At 32.4% G+C, this 17,607-nt stretch carries 20 protein-coding genes; 8 read left to right on the forward strand and 12 right to left on the reverse strand.

Going from position 1 to position 17,607, the window contains the following annotated elements; translation table 11 throughout:
• Window positions 1-2: 2 nt before the first annotated feature.
• From G7034_RS01545 to nadC, 9 genes are all read right to left on the reverse strand, one after another.
• On the reverse strand, window positions 3-836 hold the full coding sequence (locus tag G7034_RS01545) for a hypothetical protein (RefSeq protein ID WP_166399202.1): 834 nt from the start codon (window positions 834-836) through the stop codon (window positions 3-5).
• 87 nt (window positions 837-923) lie between these two features.
• The gene (locus G7034_RS01550) at window positions 924-1,319 is read right to left on the reverse strand and encodes a DUF2237 family protein (RefSeq protein WP_166399203.1); all 396 of its coding nucleotides are present in this window, start codon (window positions 1,317-1,319) and stop codon (window positions 924-926) included.
• A 1-nt stretch (window position 1,320) separates the two neighbouring features.
• Window positions 1,321-1,551, reverse strand: a complete 231-nt coding sequence (locus G7034_RS01555) for a DUF3820 family protein (protein ID WP_166399204.1) — start codon at window positions 1,549-1,551, stop codon at window positions 1,321-1,323.
• A 1-nt stretch (window position 1,552) separates the two neighbouring features.
• Window positions 1,553-2,938: an aldehyde dehydrogenase gene (locus G7034_RS01560; protein WP_166399205.1), complete on the reverse strand. Its 1,386-nt coding sequence runs from the start codon at window positions 2,936-2,938 to the stop codon at window positions 1,553-1,555.
• A gap of 157 nt (window positions 2,939-3,095) precedes the next feature.
• Window positions 3,096-4,037, reverse strand: coding sequence for a LysR family transcriptional regulator (locus tag G7034_RS01565; RefSeq protein WP_166399206.1), 942 nt, complete (start codon window positions 4,035-4,037; stop codon window positions 3,096-3,098).
• A gap of 112 nt (window positions 4,038-4,149) precedes the next feature.
• Window positions 4,150-6,600: a replication restart helicase PriA gene (gene priA / locus G7034_RS01570; protein ID WP_166399207.1), complete on the reverse strand. Its 2,451-nt coding sequence runs from the start codon at window positions 6,598-6,600 to the stop codon at window positions 4,150-4,152.
• A 12-nt stretch (window positions 6,601-6,612) separates the two neighbouring features.
• Window positions 6,613-7,179, reverse strand: coding sequence for a chalcone isomerase family protein (locus G7034_RS01575; protein WP_166399208.1), 567 nt, complete (start codon window positions 7,177-7,179; stop codon window positions 6,613-6,615).
• Between the two features lie 11 nt (window positions 7,180-7,190).
• Window positions 7,191-8,120, reverse strand: coding sequence for a YihY/virulence factor BrkB family protein (locus G7034_RS01580; protein ID WP_166399209.1), 930 nt, complete (start codon window positions 8,118-8,120; stop codon window positions 7,191-7,193).
• Between the two features lie 4 nt (window positions 8,121-8,124).
• Window positions 8,125-8,982 carry a carboxylating nicotinate-nucleotide diphosphorylase gene (gene nadC / locus G7034_RS01585; protein WP_166399210.1) on the reverse strand — a complete coding sequence of 286 codons (858 nt, stop codon included), beginning with the start codon at window positions 8,980-8,982 and terminating at the stop codon, window positions 8,125-8,127.
• Window positions 8,983-9,115: 133 nt separating this feature from the next.
• Between nadC and rlmH the strand changes: the two genes are divergently transcribed.
• From rlmH to dtd, 7 genes are all read left to right on the forward strand, one after another.
• Window positions 9,116-9,589, forward strand: a complete 474-nt coding sequence (rlmH, locus tag G7034_RS01590) for a 23S rRNA (pseudouridine(1915)-N(3))-methyltransferase RlmH (protein WP_166399211.1) — start codon at window positions 9,116-9,118, stop codon at window positions 9,587-9,589.
• A gap of 19 nt (window positions 9,590-9,608) precedes the next feature.
• Window positions 9,609-10,040: a methyltransferase family protein gene (locus G7034_RS01595; protein ID WP_166399212.1), complete on the forward strand. Its 432-nt coding sequence runs from the start codon at window positions 9,609-9,611 to the stop codon at window positions 10,038-10,040.
• Window positions 10,041-10,117: 77 nt separating this feature from the next.
• The gene (locus G7034_RS01600) at window positions 10,118-10,615 is read left to right on the forward strand and encodes a hypothetical protein (RefSeq protein WP_166399213.1); all 498 of its coding nucleotides are present in this window, start codon (window positions 10,118-10,120) and stop codon (window positions 10,613-10,615) included.
• A gap of 59 nt (window positions 10,616-10,674) precedes the next feature.
• Window positions 10,675-11,331, forward strand: a complete 657-nt coding sequence (msrA, locus tag G7034_RS01605; RefSeq protein WP_166399214.1) for a peptide-methionine (S)-S-oxide reductase MsrA — start codon at window positions 10,675-10,677, stop codon at window positions 11,329-11,331.
• Window positions 11,332-12,435 carry a bifunctional 3-deoxy-7-phosphoheptulonate synthase/chorismate mutase type II gene (locus G7034_RS01610; protein ID WP_166399215.1) on the forward strand — a complete coding sequence of 368 codons (1,104 nt, stop codon included), beginning with the start codon at window positions 11,332-11,334 and terminating at the stop codon, window positions 12,433-12,435.
• 45 nt (window positions 12,436-12,480) lie between these two features.
• The gene (gene rsgA, locus G7034_RS01615; RefSeq protein WP_166399216.1) at window positions 12,481-13,431 is read left to right on the forward strand and encodes a ribosome small subunit-dependent GTPase A; all 951 of its coding nucleotides are present in this window, start codon (window positions 12,481-12,483) and stop codon (window positions 13,429-13,431) included.
• Between the two features lie 12 nt (window positions 13,432-13,443).
• Window positions 13,444-13,896, forward strand: a complete 453-nt coding sequence (gene dtd, locus G7034_RS01620; RefSeq protein WP_166399217.1) for a D-aminoacyl-tRNA deacylase — start codon at window positions 13,444-13,446, stop codon at window positions 13,894-13,896.
• 13 nt (window positions 13,897-13,909) lie between these two features.
• Here dtd and G7034_RS01625 read toward each other — a convergent pair whose 3' ends face one another.
• From G7034_RS01625 to G7034_RS01635, 3 genes are read right to left on the reverse strand one after another with little or no spacing between them, the layout of a single operon-like run.
• Window positions 13,910-14,758: a DUF6671 family protein gene (locus G7034_RS01625; RefSeq protein WP_166399218.1), complete on the reverse strand. Its 849-nt coding sequence runs from the start codon at window positions 14,756-14,758 to the stop codon at window positions 13,910-13,912.
• Window positions 14,759-14,771: 13 nt separating this feature from the next.
• Entirely contained in the window at window positions 14,772-15,728 is a 957-nt protein-coding gene (locus tag G7034_RS01630; protein ID WP_166399219.1) for an L-threonylcarbamoyladenylate synthase, read from the reverse strand.
• 7 nt (window positions 15,729-15,735) lie between these two features.
• The gene (locus G7034_RS01635) at window positions 15,736-17,088 is read right to left on the reverse strand and encodes a dihydroorotase (RefSeq protein ID WP_166399220.1); all 1,353 of its coding nucleotides are present in this window, start codon (window positions 17,086-17,088) and stop codon (window positions 15,736-15,738) included.
• Between the two features lie 263 nt (window positions 17,089-17,351).
• Here G7034_RS01635 and G7034_RS01640 point away from each other — a divergent pair.
• The coding region (locus tag G7034_RS01640; RefSeq protein WP_166399221.1) for a transposase at window positions 17,352-17,607 on the forward strand (256 nt) is incomplete at its 3' end.

Below are 17,607 nucleotides of genomic sequence, written 5' to 3' on the forward strand. Positions count from 1 at the left end.
ACTTAAAGTTCTACATCAAAGTTAATTAATCCTTGTTCTACTAAAGTATTTGTATTAGGAATTTCAGGAATTTCGACGGGTAAATCGCTTAAGTCTTCAAATTCAATGTTTACTTCTACCTCACTTTTAATTAAACCGACTTCATTAGCAAAATAATGAGTTGCATTAATAACTTCTTGGTCTTCTATAATTGCCACAGTAAATATTGATTGTCCTGCGGTTACCTCTAAATTAACAGCTAGTCGTGCACTAATTACATCTTCATAAACAATACCATTGACCTCCAAAGTATCAAATTGTTCTCCACTTTCACTTACAATTTCATAGTCAACTGATAGATTAATGCCATTAAAATCTTGTGAAAAACTATTTGAATCTGAAAAGAGTAATTGATTAGGATTAGCGTTAGCATCAAAAATCACTACTTGACTTAAATCTAGCGCAAAGTCACCAAGACCAGCATCAAAACCTAAATCAATATCGCCATTTAGGAATAAAATCTGGTCAGTTTTAAACAATTCGCCATTGCTAAGAACATTAGTTACACTTGGGGCAAGAGGATTATCTAAAGTTGAGTTCAAGCTAAAGAATTCGGTATCACCTTCGGTATTATTTTCTTGAACGTTTACCTCTTCATTTGCGGTTTGTTCGTTTGCATTGCTTGTAGTTTTGTTTTCATAAGACCAAGTATTTCCTTCCGCAGAAGGAAAGTAATTTTTCACTTCAGGTTCTGGAGTAGGGTCATCATTGTTTTGATTGTTACTGTCATCATCAGAAGAACAGCTCATCATTAAAAACAAGCTCAAAAGTCCAAGGGCAAGAATATTTTTTTTCATTTTAATAAGAATTATATTTATATTTCAAATTTAGTTAAAAATTAGAAAAACGATTAATAATCTAAGAGATTTATTTTGTATTTCTATTTAATGTGATTCATTAGGTTTATCGTAAGCCCAATTTTTTAATTCTTCAAGACTTATATAATCTAACATTTTTTCGTGGCAGGATTCTAATTTTAGGAAGGTTCCAAAACCTGCTTCTTTACTTTTAAGCCAAACCCCCATACAAATGCACCACCAATCGCCTTCTTTTAACCCTGGGAAATTCCATTGTGGTTTAGGCGAAATCAAGTCGTTTCCTCGAGCCTTGTTCCAAGCTAAAAAGTCTTCAGTCACTTTAGCTGCCACAATATGTAAACCGGAATCTTGTGGAGCAAACGTGCAATACCCGTCTCTAAATGCTCCTGTGAGTGGGATAAACGAACAAGCTTGGAGTGCTGTACCTAAAACGTTTTTTTGATTTTTGATAAGTGCTTCCATATTATTTTAAGTTTCTAATTTTGTATAATATATTTTCTAAGCCATTTACTTTTAGTTCAGTAACTGCTTGCATTTGTTGTCCAAGTTTGTTTTTTGGAAAACCTTTTTGTTGATACCAAATGAGGTAATATTCGGGTAAATCTGACAAGTATCTACCCTTAAATTTACCAAAATGCATTTTTGCATGGGCTAATTCAATTAATTCATTTTTGTCTATGTGGGGAATTTTCATGTTAGGTAAGCCACTTTTTTACTTTTTTTAGCCAATTTAATTTTCCTGCATAAGGTGCGTATTTTAGCTTAATGTCTAGCCAAGTTTTTCGATCTACTACGCTGGTTTTTCTAGTGAAAGTTTCAAATGAAAATTTCCCATGATACTGCCCCATGCCAGATGAACCAACACCACCAAAGGGAAGTCTTTCATTTATAAAGTGAACAATAGTATCATTTATTACCGCTCCACCATATTCATATTTATTCAATAGTTTTTTTGCAAAAACTCTATTTTCAGTAAAAATATATAACGAAAGTGGTGAGGCGTGTTGTTTAATGATGTAATTTAATTCGTTTTCGTCAGTATATGAAAGTATTGGTAAAATTGGTCCAAAAATTTCTTCCTGCATTACCTGGTCTTCCAGTTTAGGATCAGTAATGATACTCGGACTAATATATAATTCGTCTTCATTAAATTTGCCGCCAAAGCTTATCTCTTTTTGGTTTTTCAAAAGCGAAGTCAGTCGTTCAAAGTGTTTTTTGTTGATAATTCTTGCAAAATCAGGACTGTTAATTGGTTGGTCTCCGTAAAAGTTTCTGATTTCTGAAATGATTTTTTGGGTGAGTTGATTTTTTATACTTTCATGAACAATAAGGTAATCTGGAGCAATACAAGTTTGACCCGCATTTATAAATTTACCCCAAACAATGCGTTTTGCAGCTATAGCTAACTTAGCTGATGACTCTACTATACACGGATTTTTTCCACCCAATTCTAAAGTAACAGGCGTAAGCTTTTCAGCGGCAGCTTTGGCAACAATTTTTCCCACATTTACACTTCCTGTAAAAAAAATATAGTTCCATTTTAACTTTAATAAACCGCTAGCTACTTTAGCATCTCCAATACAAACTTGAGCGACTTCTTCCGGAAAAACAGCTTCTATTAGTTTTTTTAAAATTTGGCTAGTATGAGGGCTAAATTCTGAGGGTTTTAGCATTACTGTATTTCCGCAAGCTAATGCAGCAATTACAGGATTAATCGCTAATTGAAAAGGATAATTCCACGGACTAATAATTAGGCATTGCCCCCAAGGTTTATGCAAGATGTAATCGGTAGAAGGAAAGTTGATTAAACTAGGTGATTTTAGGCTGCGCGATTGCCAAGATTTAATTTTTTTGATGAATTTATTCAACTCCTTATATACTACAAAAATTTCTGTTGCGTAAGCTTCCACAGCGGGTTTTTTAAAATCCTTGTATAAAGCATCTACAATGTCTTGCTCATTTTCTTCTATTGTTAGTTTTAATTTTTTGAGTAAAGAAATTCGGTAATAAACGTCATCCCAACGTTCTTGGTCATAGAATTTTATTTGTCTGTTTAGTAATTTTTGAAATTTTGTTTCCATTGAATTTTGCATCAATCTTCAAAGTTAAGAAATAAGTCTTCCTCAAAGTTGAATTGAAATAATATTAACATGAAGTAGTAAAAGAAAGCGGAACTAGAAATCAGCAATAATAAGTAAGCATTTAACTCGTTAAATTTGAGATTTATTAAAAGTAAATTTACTTATTTAATGGACTAATAATTTTTATGTTTTGAAACTGAATTGCTCCACGAACAATGGCACTTATTAATTCATGCATGGCATCTATAATTTGAATTTTCAATCTGCTTTTATGATGAATAATACTCACTTCCCTAGAAGGAATAGGAGCTTTAAAGTTTCTTAGTTTTGCTTTTGCTTGCTCATTTAAGTCGAGGCTATGAAGATAAGGAAGTAAAGTCATACCTAAGCCTTCATCAGTTAATTTTATGAGTGTTTCAAAGCTTCCACTTTCTAAGTTAAATTTATCTGTGTTGGGTAAATGTTTATTAGTTTTACATATATTTAACACGTTATCTGTAAAACAATGCCCGTCTTCTAATAAAAGTAATTCGTCTGGATCTAAATCTTCAGGGGTGATTTCTTTGGCTTTATATAAGCGATGACTTTCAGGTACATAAGCCATAAAAGGTTCATAATACAGGGGTTTTTCTAAAATACCTTCTTCATTAAGAGGGGTAGCAGCAATGGCTGCATCTAGATTTCCGTCTTTTAAACTTTTAATAATTTCTGGTGTGGTAAGTTCTTTTATTACTAAATTAACTTTGCTATATTTTTTAATAAAATTGGTTAAAAACATGGGAAGCAAAGTAGGCATTACGGTGGGGATAATAGCTAGTTTAAATTCTCCGCCTATAAAACCTTTCTGCTGGTCAACAATATCTTGAATTCGATTACTTTCATTAACTATATTTTTGGCTTGTTCTACAATATTTTTACCAACTTCTGTTAGTTCAATAGGCTTCTTTGCACGATCAAAAATCTTCACATCAAGCTCTTCTTCAAGCTTTTGGACTTGCATACTTAGGGTAGGCTGAGTAACAAATACTTTTTCAGCAGCTTTAGTGAAGTTTTTATATTCAGCAACGGCTAAAACATATTGAAGTTGTGTAATAGTCATATCATTTTTTTTCAAAACTAATTAATCTATCAATAAAATCTATTTAAATTTTCATAAATATTAGATTTTCTGATTTTATTCATATAAGAAAATATCTTTCGTGAAAAATAGTTTACTGTGGATCTACATCTATTATAATTTTTAGACTCCTAAACTTAGCAATGGCATTCATTTTTTCTTTACCCAATTGAATATATTTCTTTGTTTTATCTAAGGATTGTTTGGGAGGAATCTTAAGTATTATGTTTTTTAAATATTCGTTTTTTAATCTTGAAATTGTTGGAAATTCAGGACCTAGCACATGTTCTTTAAAATAGTGGTATAAAAATTTAGCAAACCAATCTGAAGCTTCATTTACTAAATTATAATCTCTGCTTTTAAGTGTGAATTTGATCAATCTAAAAAAAGGCGGATAATTATAAACCTTCCTATCATAAATTTGTTGTTTATACATTAACTTGAAATCCTGTGTAGTTACTTGTTGAAGGATTTGATGGTAAGGATTATAAGTTTGAATTAAGACTTGGCCACGTTCTCCAAATCTACCCGCTCTTCCTGCTACTTGTACCAATAGTTGAAAACACTTTTCATACGACCTAAAGTCTGGGTAATTTAATAAACTATCGGCACTTAAAACCCCTACCAGACCAACATTTTTAAAATCTAAGCCCTTGGTAACCATTTGAGTTCCTACTAAAATATCAATTTCAAGGTTTTCAAATTGACCTATAATTTTTTCATAGGCGTTTTTCCCTCGCGTTGTGTCTAAATCCATTCTTCCTACTTGAATATCAGGGAATAACTCTTGCAATTCCATTTCTATCTGCTCGGTACCGAAACCTTTTGTACTTTGATTTGTACTGCTGCAAGCTAAACATTTGGTTTGCATAGCTATTTGGTAGCTACAGTAATGACAACGAAGTGAATTATTGAACTTATGGAAAGTTAGACTTACATCGCAGTTTGGACATTGCGGACTATGGCCACAAGTATTACATTCTAAAATAGGGGAGAAGCCGCGCCTATTCTGAAATAAAATAATTTGTTTACCTGCCTCAATTTTTTCCTGAATGGCTTTTATTAATGTATCAGAAAAATGCCCCTTTACTCGCTTACGTTTTCGCTTATCTTTTAAATCAATTAAATTTATTTCAGGTGGTAAAATTCCTCCGTAACGCTTATCTAACCTGATGTAGCCAAATTTTTTCTGTTGAACATTGTAGAGGCTTTCAAGACTTGGAGTAGCTGTGCCTAAAAGCGTCTTGGCTCCAAATTGTTGAGCTAAAATAATAGCTGTATCTTTTGCGTTATATCGTGGTGAAGGCTGTTGTTGTTTAAAATTAGTTTCGTGTGATTCATCAACAATAACTAAGCCTAATTGCTTAAATGGTAAGAATATTGCTGAACGAGTTCCTACAACAATACAAGCTTTTTTTTCAGTTAAAACCTTCTGGTAAATTTCAACGCGTTCATTCAAAGAATACTTACTATGAAAAACATAAGCGCGATTTCCAAAATAAGCTTGTAAGCGTTTAATTAATTGAGTAGTTAAAGCAATTTCAGGTAATAAATACAAGACTTGTTTTTCTTCTTTAAGGTAAGCTTCAATAAGCTTCATGTAAATTTCAGTCTTTCCTGAAGAGGTTACCCCATGAAACAAGCTTACTTCATATTCTTCAAAACTAGCTTGAATTTCATACAGCGCATTTTCTTGGTTGTTGGCTAGTTGAATTCTATTACGCGTTTTTTCTTGATTAAAATCTACTCGCTCTTGTTTAATTAAGTATTCTTCAAAATAAGCTTTATCAATTAGTGCTTTAATTACAGTTCTAGAAGTATTTGCTTTTTCTTCAAGAGTTTTTGAAGTTATGGGTTTTTTATTTTGCGATTGAATTTTAAAGAATTGAAGAAATACTTCTTTCTGTTTTTTAGCTCTTGATAAAGCTTCTAATTGCTCCTCAAAAAAAGTTTGATTTTCAAATTTTGAGGGCACTCGCAAATAGGTAGCTAGCTTTGGTTGGTACTTTTTATAAAGCTGTTGTTGAGTTTTAATAATTTCCTTGCTACTTAGTTTTTTTACTAAAGAGAAAACATTTTTTTTGTCAATAATTTTAGCTATTTCAGAAAGTTTTAAATGTTTCTGCTGCTGAAGCGCCTCTACAATTAAGTATTCATGGTCAGAAAGTTCCTCTAAATCGATTTTAATTTCCGTGTTTATTTCAACAATGGTTTCACTTTCTAGCAATAATGCTGAAGGGATGGAGGCTCGCATTACGTCTCCTATAGGACACAAATAATAATTAGCTACCCAGGTCCATAACTTCAATTGATTTAAAGTTACAATTGGTAAATCGTCTATAATTCCTTCTATAAATTTAGTTTCATAATGCAATGGTTTTTGATAATGTTTTTTGATGATAATGCCAGTGTAAACCTTTGATTTTCCGAAAGGCACAGCTACCCGAAGACCAACTTGTGCTTGGTCAAACTCAGCTTCGTTGGTTTGGTAAGTAAAAAACTGCTCTAAAGGCAAGGGTAAAATTACATCTACAAAGAAACTCATCTCCTTAGTTTATTAAATGCCTGATAATAGTTGTTGTTTCATCTTTTCATCGGCGGGATCATCCGAAATCCAAATACCGAATAAAGCTTTTTTAAAGTCGAAACCTTCAATTTTACCTAATAATTTTCCATTGTTATATACATAAGTGAAGGATTGACTACTTTTTTTATAAATTAACTCGATACTATCACCTGGTTTGATTTCTTCATCAAAAAAACCAACTAATTGATCAATTCTAGATTGAAGACTTTCTAATCCGTTTTCAGCTCCTTTGGCAAATCCTTCTTCCAAGGATTCTATAATGCGCTTATTAGAAACTAAACTCGACATAATTTGAAGACGTAAAGCCATGTCTTCATCTTTTTCAATGAGTTGCTGCGTAATCTTTTGGCTTTCTTCAAGATAAATTCCACCCACATACATATTCATCCATAAAAACGTCCTAACTCCGGCGCCTTTAAGCGCTAAATTAACTTCATTAGTATTAATTTCTGAAGGAATTTTAACTCCTTTGATTTCATATTGAGCAAGTATGCTTTGACTTGCAAACAGACAAATCACTAGTAATATTTTTCGCATATTAGAAAAATTTATTTTTTTATTTTTCGCTTTAGTCTATAAATTGAAGCATTTAATTCGAAACCTAAAAGAAAAATATTAGAATTCAACCAAATGTAAAAAAGCAATATAAGTAAGGCTCCAATAGAGCCGTAAATTTTGTTATAACTAGCAAAGTTTTCAATATAAATGGAGAATAGAAAAGTGGTTAGTATAATGAGTAATGTGGTAAAAAAAGAGCCCACCGAAAATAATTTTGATTTTTTACTTTCTCGTGTACCAAAATAATAAACAATTGATATACCTACAAACAACATAAAAATTAAAATAATAGACCTTCCCCATTTAATCCAATATAAATCGTCTAAATAGACCCCCATGTCTTTTATATCGTTTATAATATAGGTAAGGTATATAGTTGAAATTACCGTAATTAATAACAGAATAGCAATAATAATAGCTACAAACATAGCTACAAAATATTGCCTGATGATGCTTCTATTAAATTCTGTATGATAAGAATATTCAAAACTTGTAAATATAGCATTTACTCCATTAGACATCAAAAAAATAGATAAGATAAACACAAAAGAAAGCAACCCAGCTCTTGGATTGTTGGCTATATCGAGAAAAATATCTTCAAAAAAACCAGAAGTTTGCGGGGGTAATAATTCTTCTATAAAAAATAATAATTCTTCTTGAAAATTATCTATAAATGTGATAAAGGGTATGAGGTTTAAAAGGAATAAAAGAAAAGGAAAAATAGCTATAAAAAAACTAAAAGCAATTGAGCTTGCTCTACTAGAAAACGTTCCTTTAATAATTCCAAACGTATAGAGTTTAAGTAATTCATATAAACTTAAACCCTCTGTTTTTGGTAATTTTATTTTTTTTGTAAGTGAAGCAACTTGCTTAATTACTGGGATATTGTTTATAGTTTCATCAATTGCATCTCGTGCCATATAATTATAATGCTTTTAAGCTCATATCCTTATTGTAAACTGAGTGCGTTAAAGCTCCGCTTGAAATATAATCTACTCCACATAGTGCATATTTTTTCGCGGTTTCTAAGGTAATTCCTCCCGAAGATTCGGTAAAGCATTGATTGCCGATTAAGTCAACTGCTTTTTGAGTGGTTTGGTAATTAAAATTATCTAATAAAATGCGATAAACACCACCTGCTTTTAAAATTTTTTTTACTTCTGCTAAATCTCTAGCTTCAACTATAATTTTTAGGTTTAACTGATTTTTTTCTAAATAACGCTTTGTTTTTTCAATAGCTTGAGCTATTCCGCCTGCAAAATCAATATGATTGTCTTTTAGCATAATCATGTCATACAAAGCAAATCTATGGTTTTCGCCACCTCCAATTTTTACGGCCCATTTTTCAAGCGCTCTAAATCCAGGCGTAGTTTTTCGGGTATCTAAAATTTTTGTTGTTGTGCCTTTTAGTAGGTCAACAAATTTTCTTGTTTTCGTAGCTATTGCGCTCATTCGTTGCATGGCGTTAAGTACTAATCGTTCAGCTTTTAAAATTTCTTGACTACTGGCTTCAACTACAAAGGCAATGTCGCCTTTTTTTACCCAATCGCCATCCTTTACCATAAAATTGATTTTGTGTTGCTCGCAAACTTCTTTAAATACTAAATTAGCAAAGTCAAGTCCAGCAATAACACAATCTTCTTTTACAAGTAAATGTGCTTTACCTTTAGCATTACTAGGAATACAAGCCAATGAAGAATGATCACCACTCCCCACATCTTCGCGAAGTGCATTCTTGATAATTAAATCGATTTCTTGTTTAAATTGTACTTCACTTATCATGAATTATCTATTTTTGTTGATAGGTGATTTGTCATTTCTCCTACTGAATACAAAAATACATTATTTTATTGGCTAAAGAAATCCTAGCTCAGTATTCTAATGATTTGAAATAAAATATATCGAAATTCAATTTATGCAATTAAAAATAATAGCGATCGGAAAAACCGATAACCAAGATTTAATTCAGTTGATTAAAGAGTACGAAAAGCGACTCCAACGCTTTGCCAAACTTCAATGGATAATAATCCCCGATTTAAAAAATACCAAGAATTTATCTCAAAAAGAACAAAAAAGAAAAGAAGGCGAACTTATATTAAAAGAATTAGAACCTTCTGATTATGTGGTCTTAATGGATGAAAATGGAAAGGAGTTTACTTCTAGGAAATTTTCTGAATGGATAGCAAAAAAACAGCACCTAGGTTCAAGAAAAGTAAGCTTTATTATTGGGGGACCTTACGGTTTTGATGAAGCTGTAATTAATCAATCAGAATTTAAAATTGCACTTTCTAAGATGACTTTTTCTCATCAAATGGTGCGACTTTTTTTTGTTGAACAAATTTATCGTGCATTTAGCATTCTTCATAATTTACCATACCATCATGACTAACACACCCCAAAAAAAAGATTTGAAAAATTATTTTTTTCTCGGTGGGCAACTACTCCTTTTTATTGCTTTTGTATGGCCTACCAACTGGGGCTACTTTATGTTGTCTAAGGATTTTATAGTCTTACTTCGCTTAGTTGCTTTTATGGCACTTGCCTTTAGTTTGGTAGCTATGATTAGTTTTGATTACCTAATTTCCCCATTTCCATCTCCTAATGCTAAAACACAACTAAAAACAACAGGCGTTTACAAGTATTCAAGACATCCTATTTATACCGGGCTCATTTTTTTCTTTTTAGCTTGGGCTGTTGCTAACACAAGCTATTATCAGCTATTTGTAGCTTTGTTGTTTTTCGTTTTAATTTATTTTAAAGCCAAGTATGAAGAAGAACAATTAAGTATTAAATTCAATGCTTACATAGCTTACAAAAAACAAACAAGAATGTTTTTGTAGGCCTATGATAGGTTAATAATTTATCAAATTAGAATCAAGATTGATAAGCTTGACTTACTTTAGTTAAAATTTAGATGATGCAAGTTAAATTAACCAGGAGGAAATTATTTTTTAGCGTTTTAGGGCTATTGTTGTTTGGAATTTCAGCCGATCGTTTATTTATTTATCTTACATCAGAAAAACTGACAGGTCAAGTGGTAAAGCAAGAATTTCAATTTTTTGATTCTTCAACAGTCAATCAAATAGCTACCGAAGAAATGAAATCTAAATACGCCACAATTATTCCAGTAATTAGTTTTGAATATGATAATCAACTTATCTATTTTGAAGGGCCTAAAGCTTCTTTCGAATTTTTTGAAGAAGGACAAGAAGTAAATGTATTGTACCAATCTACTGATCAGGAAATTAAAATTAATTCGCTTTTTACTTTTTGGCTATCGGTTGATTATTTGCCTTTTGCTATCCCTACTTTAATGATTACTGCAATTTTAGCATTTGGCTTTTTAGACCATAATCAGTGCTTAAAAATAGTCTTCAAAAAGCGAAAAATATCAACAGAATTAAGTGTTAATTAAACTTCAATAACAATATTCTAGCCGTTAGTATTAGTAATTTTGTATTTAAAAGGCAAATTATGAAACTTAATTATTTATTACTTTTTTCTATTGTAATTTTTTCAACTAGTTGCACAGAGGCACAATCGCCTAAAAAAAATAAGGCTAACCAACAACCTGTTGAAGTTCCCTTAGAAAATGGTTTAGCTAAAGCCTATTTTGCTAGTGGTTGCTTTTGGTGTGTAGAAGCCATCTATGAATCGGTTTATGGGGTAGAAGAAGTTATCTCTGGTTATGCTGGAGGGCATACTAAAAATCCAACCTATCAAACAAGTAACACCGGAAAAACTGGGCACGCAGAAGCTGTTGAAGTGATTTATGACCCTCAAAAAGTTAGCTTTGAAACTTTAGTAGATGTTTATTATGGTTCGCAAAATCCAACGCAAGTTAATGGACAAGGACCTGACAGAGGATCTCAATACCGCTCAATTATTTTTTACCAAAATGAAAAACAAAAAAAAGTTATAGAAGCAAAAACAGAAGCACTTTCTAGCAAATTCAAGCAACCTATTGCTTCAGAATTAATGCCTTTTGAAAAGTTTTGGAAAGCTGAAGACTACCACCAAGATTACAAAAAGAAGAACCCAAATAATTCTTATGTAAGGCAAGTTTCTGACCCCAGGTTAAAAGACTTCAAAAGAAAGTTCCCTCAATTATTAAAAGAAAATAACAAATAAATGAACGCTGTAAGCCCAATAAACACTCCCTGGTTAAGTCAACTTTCAACTTCATCTAAATTCTTGATTGCTGGTCCGTGTAGTGCAGAAACAAAAACACAAGTCTTAGACATTGCTCATCAACTAAAAGCGATGGAGGTAAAAGTAATGCGTGCTGGAATATGGAAACCTAGAACACGCCCTGGTAATTTTGAAGGGGTTGGCGCTATTGGTTTAGACTGGCTTCAACAAGCCAAAAAAGAAACGGGCTTAAAAACCGCTATTGAGGTAGCAAATAAAACTCACGTTGAACTTGCTTTAAAAGCTGATATTGATATTTTTTGGGTAGGGGCAAGAAGTGCTGTAAGCCCTTTTATTGTTCAAGAAATAGCTGATGCACTAAGAGGAACTAACAAAATAGTCTTTGTTAAAAATCCAGTAAACCCTGATTTAGCTTTATGGATTGGAGCTATTGAAAGATTTAAGCAAGCCAACATCAATTATTTGGGAGCTATACATAGAGGTTTCTCTTCGTATGAAAAATCGCTTTATAGGAACAATCCAGAATGGCAGGTGGCCATCGATTTAAAAGCAGCAATCCCTTCACTCCCTTTGTTGGTTGACCCTTCGCATATTGCAGGGAAGCGCAACCTACTATTTGACATTACTCAAACAGCAATGAATTTAAATTATGATGGAATGATGATAGAAACTCACCCTACACCAACAAAAGCATGGAGTGATGCCGATCAACAAATTACTCCTAAACAATTATCAAGCCTCTTAAAACAATTAAAGTACAGGGTAACTGATAAGGATGAAAAAAACTTTCAAGCAGATTTAAGCTATTTTAGAGACAAAATTGATGTACTAGACCAGCAAATAATAAATTCTTTAGGTAAACGCATGAAAGTTGCTGAAGAAGCCGGTCAGCTTAAAGGTAAAAACAATGTGTCTGTACTTCAGCCAGAACGTTGGAAAAATGTACTAAACAACTTAATAAAACAAGGGAAAGCTATTGATTTAAGCGAAGAATTTGTGAGTAAATTAGTTAAAGCAATTCACCAAGAATCAGTAACAAGGCAAAGTCAAATTATTCAATCTGATGAAACTAATTCTAATTAGTTGAATTTTTTATCTTTACCCCAAATTAAATAGCATGCTTACTAGATGAGAGGATTAGTATATAAGTCAACAGGAAGTTGGTACGATGTAAAATTAGCTTCGGGGAAACGGGTTAAATCTAGGCTGAAAGGAAAGTTTAGGATTCAAGGTATAAAAAGCACAAACCCAGTTGCAGTAGGTGATTATGTTGATTTACAAATTGAAAAAAAAGGAGATGAAGAACTGGGCGTAATTAAAGAAATTGAAGAGCGTAGAAATTACATTATCAGAAAATCGGTAAACCTCTCTAAACAAACTCATATCATAGCTTCAAACATTGATTTGGCTTTTTTATTAATCACTTACAATAATCCTCCAACTTCTACCACTTTTATCGATCGGTTTTTAGTTTCTGCAGAGGCTTACCATATTCCTGTTGTGCTCCTATTTAATAAAATGGATACCTATAATTTAGATGAAAAAGTAGAGCTTAAATTTTTAGCCGAAATGTACCGAGAAATCGGTTATGAGTGTCATGGTATTTCAGCTGAAACAGGCCTACAAATAGAGGCAGTAAAGGAATTAATGAAAGATAAAACCTGTATGGTGTCTGGGCATTCTGGAGTTGGTAAATCTTCTCTAATCAACGCTTTACAGCCTGGACTATCAATAAAAACTTCCAATATTTCACTTCAGCATTTGCAAGGACAGCACACTACTACTTTTGCCGAAATGCATGAATTAGACTTTGGCGGTAGAATTATAGACACCCCAGGTATAAGAGGATTTGGTGTTGTAGCTATTGAAGACGAAGAATTAACCGATTATTTTCCTGAGTTTTTCGCCATAAAACACCAGTGTAAATTTACTAATTGCTTGCACTTATCAGAACCTAAATGTGCCATTAAAAAAGCGGTGGAAGAAGGAGGAATTGAAGTGTCTAGGTATGAAAGTTATTTGCAAATTTTAAAAGGCGAGGACGAAAATTATAGAAAAGATATTTACGCTGAAAAATAAAATTTTAAAATTATGCGGTTAGTTATTCAGCGTGTTAAAAGCGCTAGTGTAAGCATAAGCGATGTTGAACACGCTAAGATTAATAAAGGTCTTTTGGTTTTTGTTGGGGTAGAACAGGAAGATGATTTTTTAGCTATTCAATGGCTTGTAGGTAAATTAGTTAAAATGCGACTTTTTCCTGATGAAAAGCATCCAATTAATGCATCGATAGAAAAAGTAGAAGGTGAATTTTTGATAGTAAGTCAGTTTACCCTTCATGCTTCTACTAAAAAAGGAAACAGGCCTAGCTTTGTTAAATCAGCTTCACCTGAAAGGGCCAAGAAAATGTATGAAGATTTTATTGAACACTTAAAAAATTCAACCAAATTACCTGTTAAAACCGGAGTATTTGGTGCCTCAATGGATATTCAATTAACCAATCACGGACCTGTAACTATTCTTATCGATTCTAAGCATAGAGAATAAAAGGATGGAATCATTACGGGTTGCAATAATCACAATACATTGGGTCTTCAGTTGTTTTTTTGTGAGGATATTTTTCTTCAGTGATATATTGACAACCTTGACATTTGTACAGATAACTTAAGGTTGACTTAGTGGGTAATCCGCATAGCTTACATTTTAATCCCTTTTTTATAGTAGTAAGGCTAAATCCGGGTGTATTACACTCTGGACAGCAAGAATTTGCTTTCTCAACTAATTTTTCTGTAGTTTTTTTAATTATATTCATTCGTGTTGGATTATACATTGCCCTCATATCGGTTTCTACATATACAGAGTTAAATTTATTAATCAGTTTTTTAAATGTTTTCTTTAGTATGTTTAATTCAGTAATTCCTTTACTTATTTGAGTTTGGTCTTCCTTTGTTTTTTTTAGTATTAGCCCATGAGAAGGAAAATTTACGCTTGCCGCAAAATCTAGAAGTTCTTCTTCGGTTTCTATTGTTTTTCCATTAAAATTGGTTTCTATGCTTAATTCTCTAGCAATGATTTCTAAATTATTTTTCTTATCAATAAAAATTAAAAACTCATCATCTGCATGAGCAAAAAATATGGTGGGATGTGGACCAAAAGACCCTTCACTAGCTACTCCTAAATCACAGTTGTTGGCATCCATAGCTAGAAGACATTTTTTTCTAAGGTTGGAAACTGGATCAAGTTTTCTTTCAATTTCACCAGAGAAAGTACCTAAGCTGTCTGTGTCATTTTTCTTATCAACAAAACAAGTTACGCCAAGATGTTTCTCAAGTAACGGAGCAATTACTTTTTCCTTTTTGTGTTTGGTAGCAATTACAAGCTTTCTGTTTTTAAATAATAAGGTACTCATAAATTTGCAATACTTATTTTGCTGCTCTTTCCAAGCGATCGTTTATTGTCTTACCTAACCCAATATTTGGCAGTTTTATAGCAATAATCATGTCTAAATTTAAGTGATCTAATTGATGCAGTGAATTATATAATTTTGAAGCAGCTTCTTTTAAGTTTTTCGATTTTGATAAGATTTCTGTATGTTTAATAGCTGAATTATTTATAGTTTCAGAAAAGCTTATTAATCCAACATTTTTATCTTTAAAATCTATGCTAAATTCTTTCCAGTTATTAACCAAGTACATTTTTGTTTTTGGCGAGTAATGTTTACCTAGCATACCTGGAGCATCGGGAGTGCTTTCATTTTCATTTTTTACATTAATTTTGCCCACTACATTTTCAATTTCTTCAATAGGAATAGCTCCTAATCTATACAGAATAGGTTCATTGTTTTCAAACCCAACAATAGATGATTCTAGCCCGTTTTTACAAGCCCCACCCTCAAGAATTAGCGGTAAACTGCTTTTGAAATAATTTTCAACATGTGCAGCTTGAGTTGGACTAATGCAATTAAAAGGATTTGCGCTTGGAGCAGCTAACGGAAAGGCTAATTGTTTTAATAACTTTAAGGTCACAGGATGATTTGGAATTCTCACAGCTACCGTAGCCTTGCCTGCTGTAATCAAATCTGGTATAGTAGGTTTTTTCTTTAAAACCAAAGTTATTGAACCTGGCCAAAAAGCTTCTGCTAATAATTTTGCCTTTGGTGGAAATTCGCTAACTATTTCGTTAAGTTGTTCGATGGAATGAAGATGAACAATTAACGGATTAAATAATGGCCTTTGCTTCACTTCAAATATTTTGCGTAGGGCATTTTCACTGTAAATATTACCTGCTAATCCATAAACAGTCTCGGTGGGTATGGCTACTACATCATTTTTGTTTAAGATTTCAACAGCCTTATTAATATCATTTGAAATGATGCTCATAGAGTATTTAATTATTGGTAAATTCTATGGGTTTACCCAGTTTATTTTCGTTGAATTTACCGTTGTCATATACTAAATTTCCATTAACAAATGTTTGTTTGACCTCAGTTTGAAAACTAGTTCCTTCTAAGGGCGACCAACCGCATTTGTAAAGTAAGTTCTCTTTGTTTACAGTCCATGGGCTATGTAAGTCAACTAAAGTTAAATCTGCATAATAGCCTTCTTTGATAAACCCCCTTTTAGTCATGTTGTAAAGAATAGCAGGGTTATGGCACATTTTTTCTACAATTTTTTCTAGAGAAATCAAGCCTTGTTTGTAAAACTCTAACATACAGTTTAGGCTATGTTGAACCATAGGAGCTCCGGACATTGATTTAAAATAGGTTTGTTGTTTTTCTTCTAAAGTATGCGGCGCATGATCTGTGGTAATTAGGTCTATACGGTCGTCAAGTAAGGCTTTAAACAATCCTTTTCTGTCTTTTTCAGTTTTTATTGCAGGATTCCATTTAATCAGCATCCCTAGTTGGTCATAATCTTTATCCGAAAACCATAAATGGTGAACAGAAACTTCAGTTGTTATTTTTTTCTCTTGTAAGGGAATATCGTTTTGAAATAAATGAGTTTCTGCCTCAGTAGTTAGGTGAAGCACATGAAATCTTGCCTTGTGTTTTTTAGCAATTTCAATGGCGCGTTTACTAGCTTCATAACAACCTTCTGCACTTCTTATCAAGGGGTGAAATTTTGCAGGAATAGCTTCTCCATACTTTTTTTTATAAGCTTTTTCGTTGGCTTCTATGACCTCTTCTTTTTCAGAATGAATAGCAATAATTGATTGGCAGTTGGCAAATAATTTTTCCATTTTTTCTGGACTATCAGCCAACAGGTTTCCTTTTTTACTAAAATATAGCCCATCATCAGAAACACCTATAAATTGACGGGTATCCATTTTGATTACATCATCGATATTTTCACCATTTACACCTAGGAAAAAAGAGTAATTTGCTAGCGATTTTTGCGAAGCAATTTTATATTTCTGGTTTAGGCTCTCCACATTTAATATAGTTGGAATGGTATTAGGCATATCTATAAATGAAGTAACTCCACCAGCTATGGCCGCTTTACTTTCGGTGTATAAATCGCCTTTATGTGTTAGTCCTGGATCTCTAAAGTGAACTTGCCCATCAATTATTCCAGGAAATAAATGCTTACCTGTTCCGTCAATTAATTTATAATTTGATTCGTTGTCAATGTTTCCAATTTGAAGAATTATTTCGTTAGCAATTAACACATCTGCCACCACTAATTTTCCTTCATTTATAATTGTAGTGTTTTTTATTAGAATTTTGTTCTCGTTGTTCATTATCTGTAACTTATTAAATAGAGGTTTCTTTTGATTTTTTTTGAGACGCTGTGTTTTTATTAGCATTAGGTTAAAATAAGAAATTCTTTTTTTACGCCGTAAAATTAAGCAATAAAGCTAATTTTTTTAGTTTTACACCTACTTAATTTAATAATAACCTGTAGATAAACAGGTTAGATGTAAACTAACATTAATGCTAATCTATTTTAGCCCCCAATAAGTTCGGAGTGATATTTTAAATTTCAAAATACTACTTTTGAGATATGAAATACAAGAAATGGAGTTTAGAGGAGAAACTAAAAATTCTGTCCTCATCTGAAGAATTAGGAACCGTTGAGACTTGCCGTAAATATAAGGTCAGTACGGCCACTTTCTATAGTTGGAAGAAGAAATTTGATAGCCAAGGCGAAGCAGGGTTAAAAGTCACCTATGACACTCGTAGCAAAGAATTAAAGCAAGCAGAAGAGGAAAATAGAATACTGCGTAAGCTTTTAAGTAACAAGGAAATTGAGTTGGAAG

It is taken from the genome of Psychroflexus maritimus, assembly GCF_011089875.1.
In the GTDB taxonomy this organism is placed as follows: Bacteria; Bacteroidota; Bacteroidia; order Flavobacteriales; family Flavobacteriaceae; genus Psychroflexus; species Psychroflexus maritimus.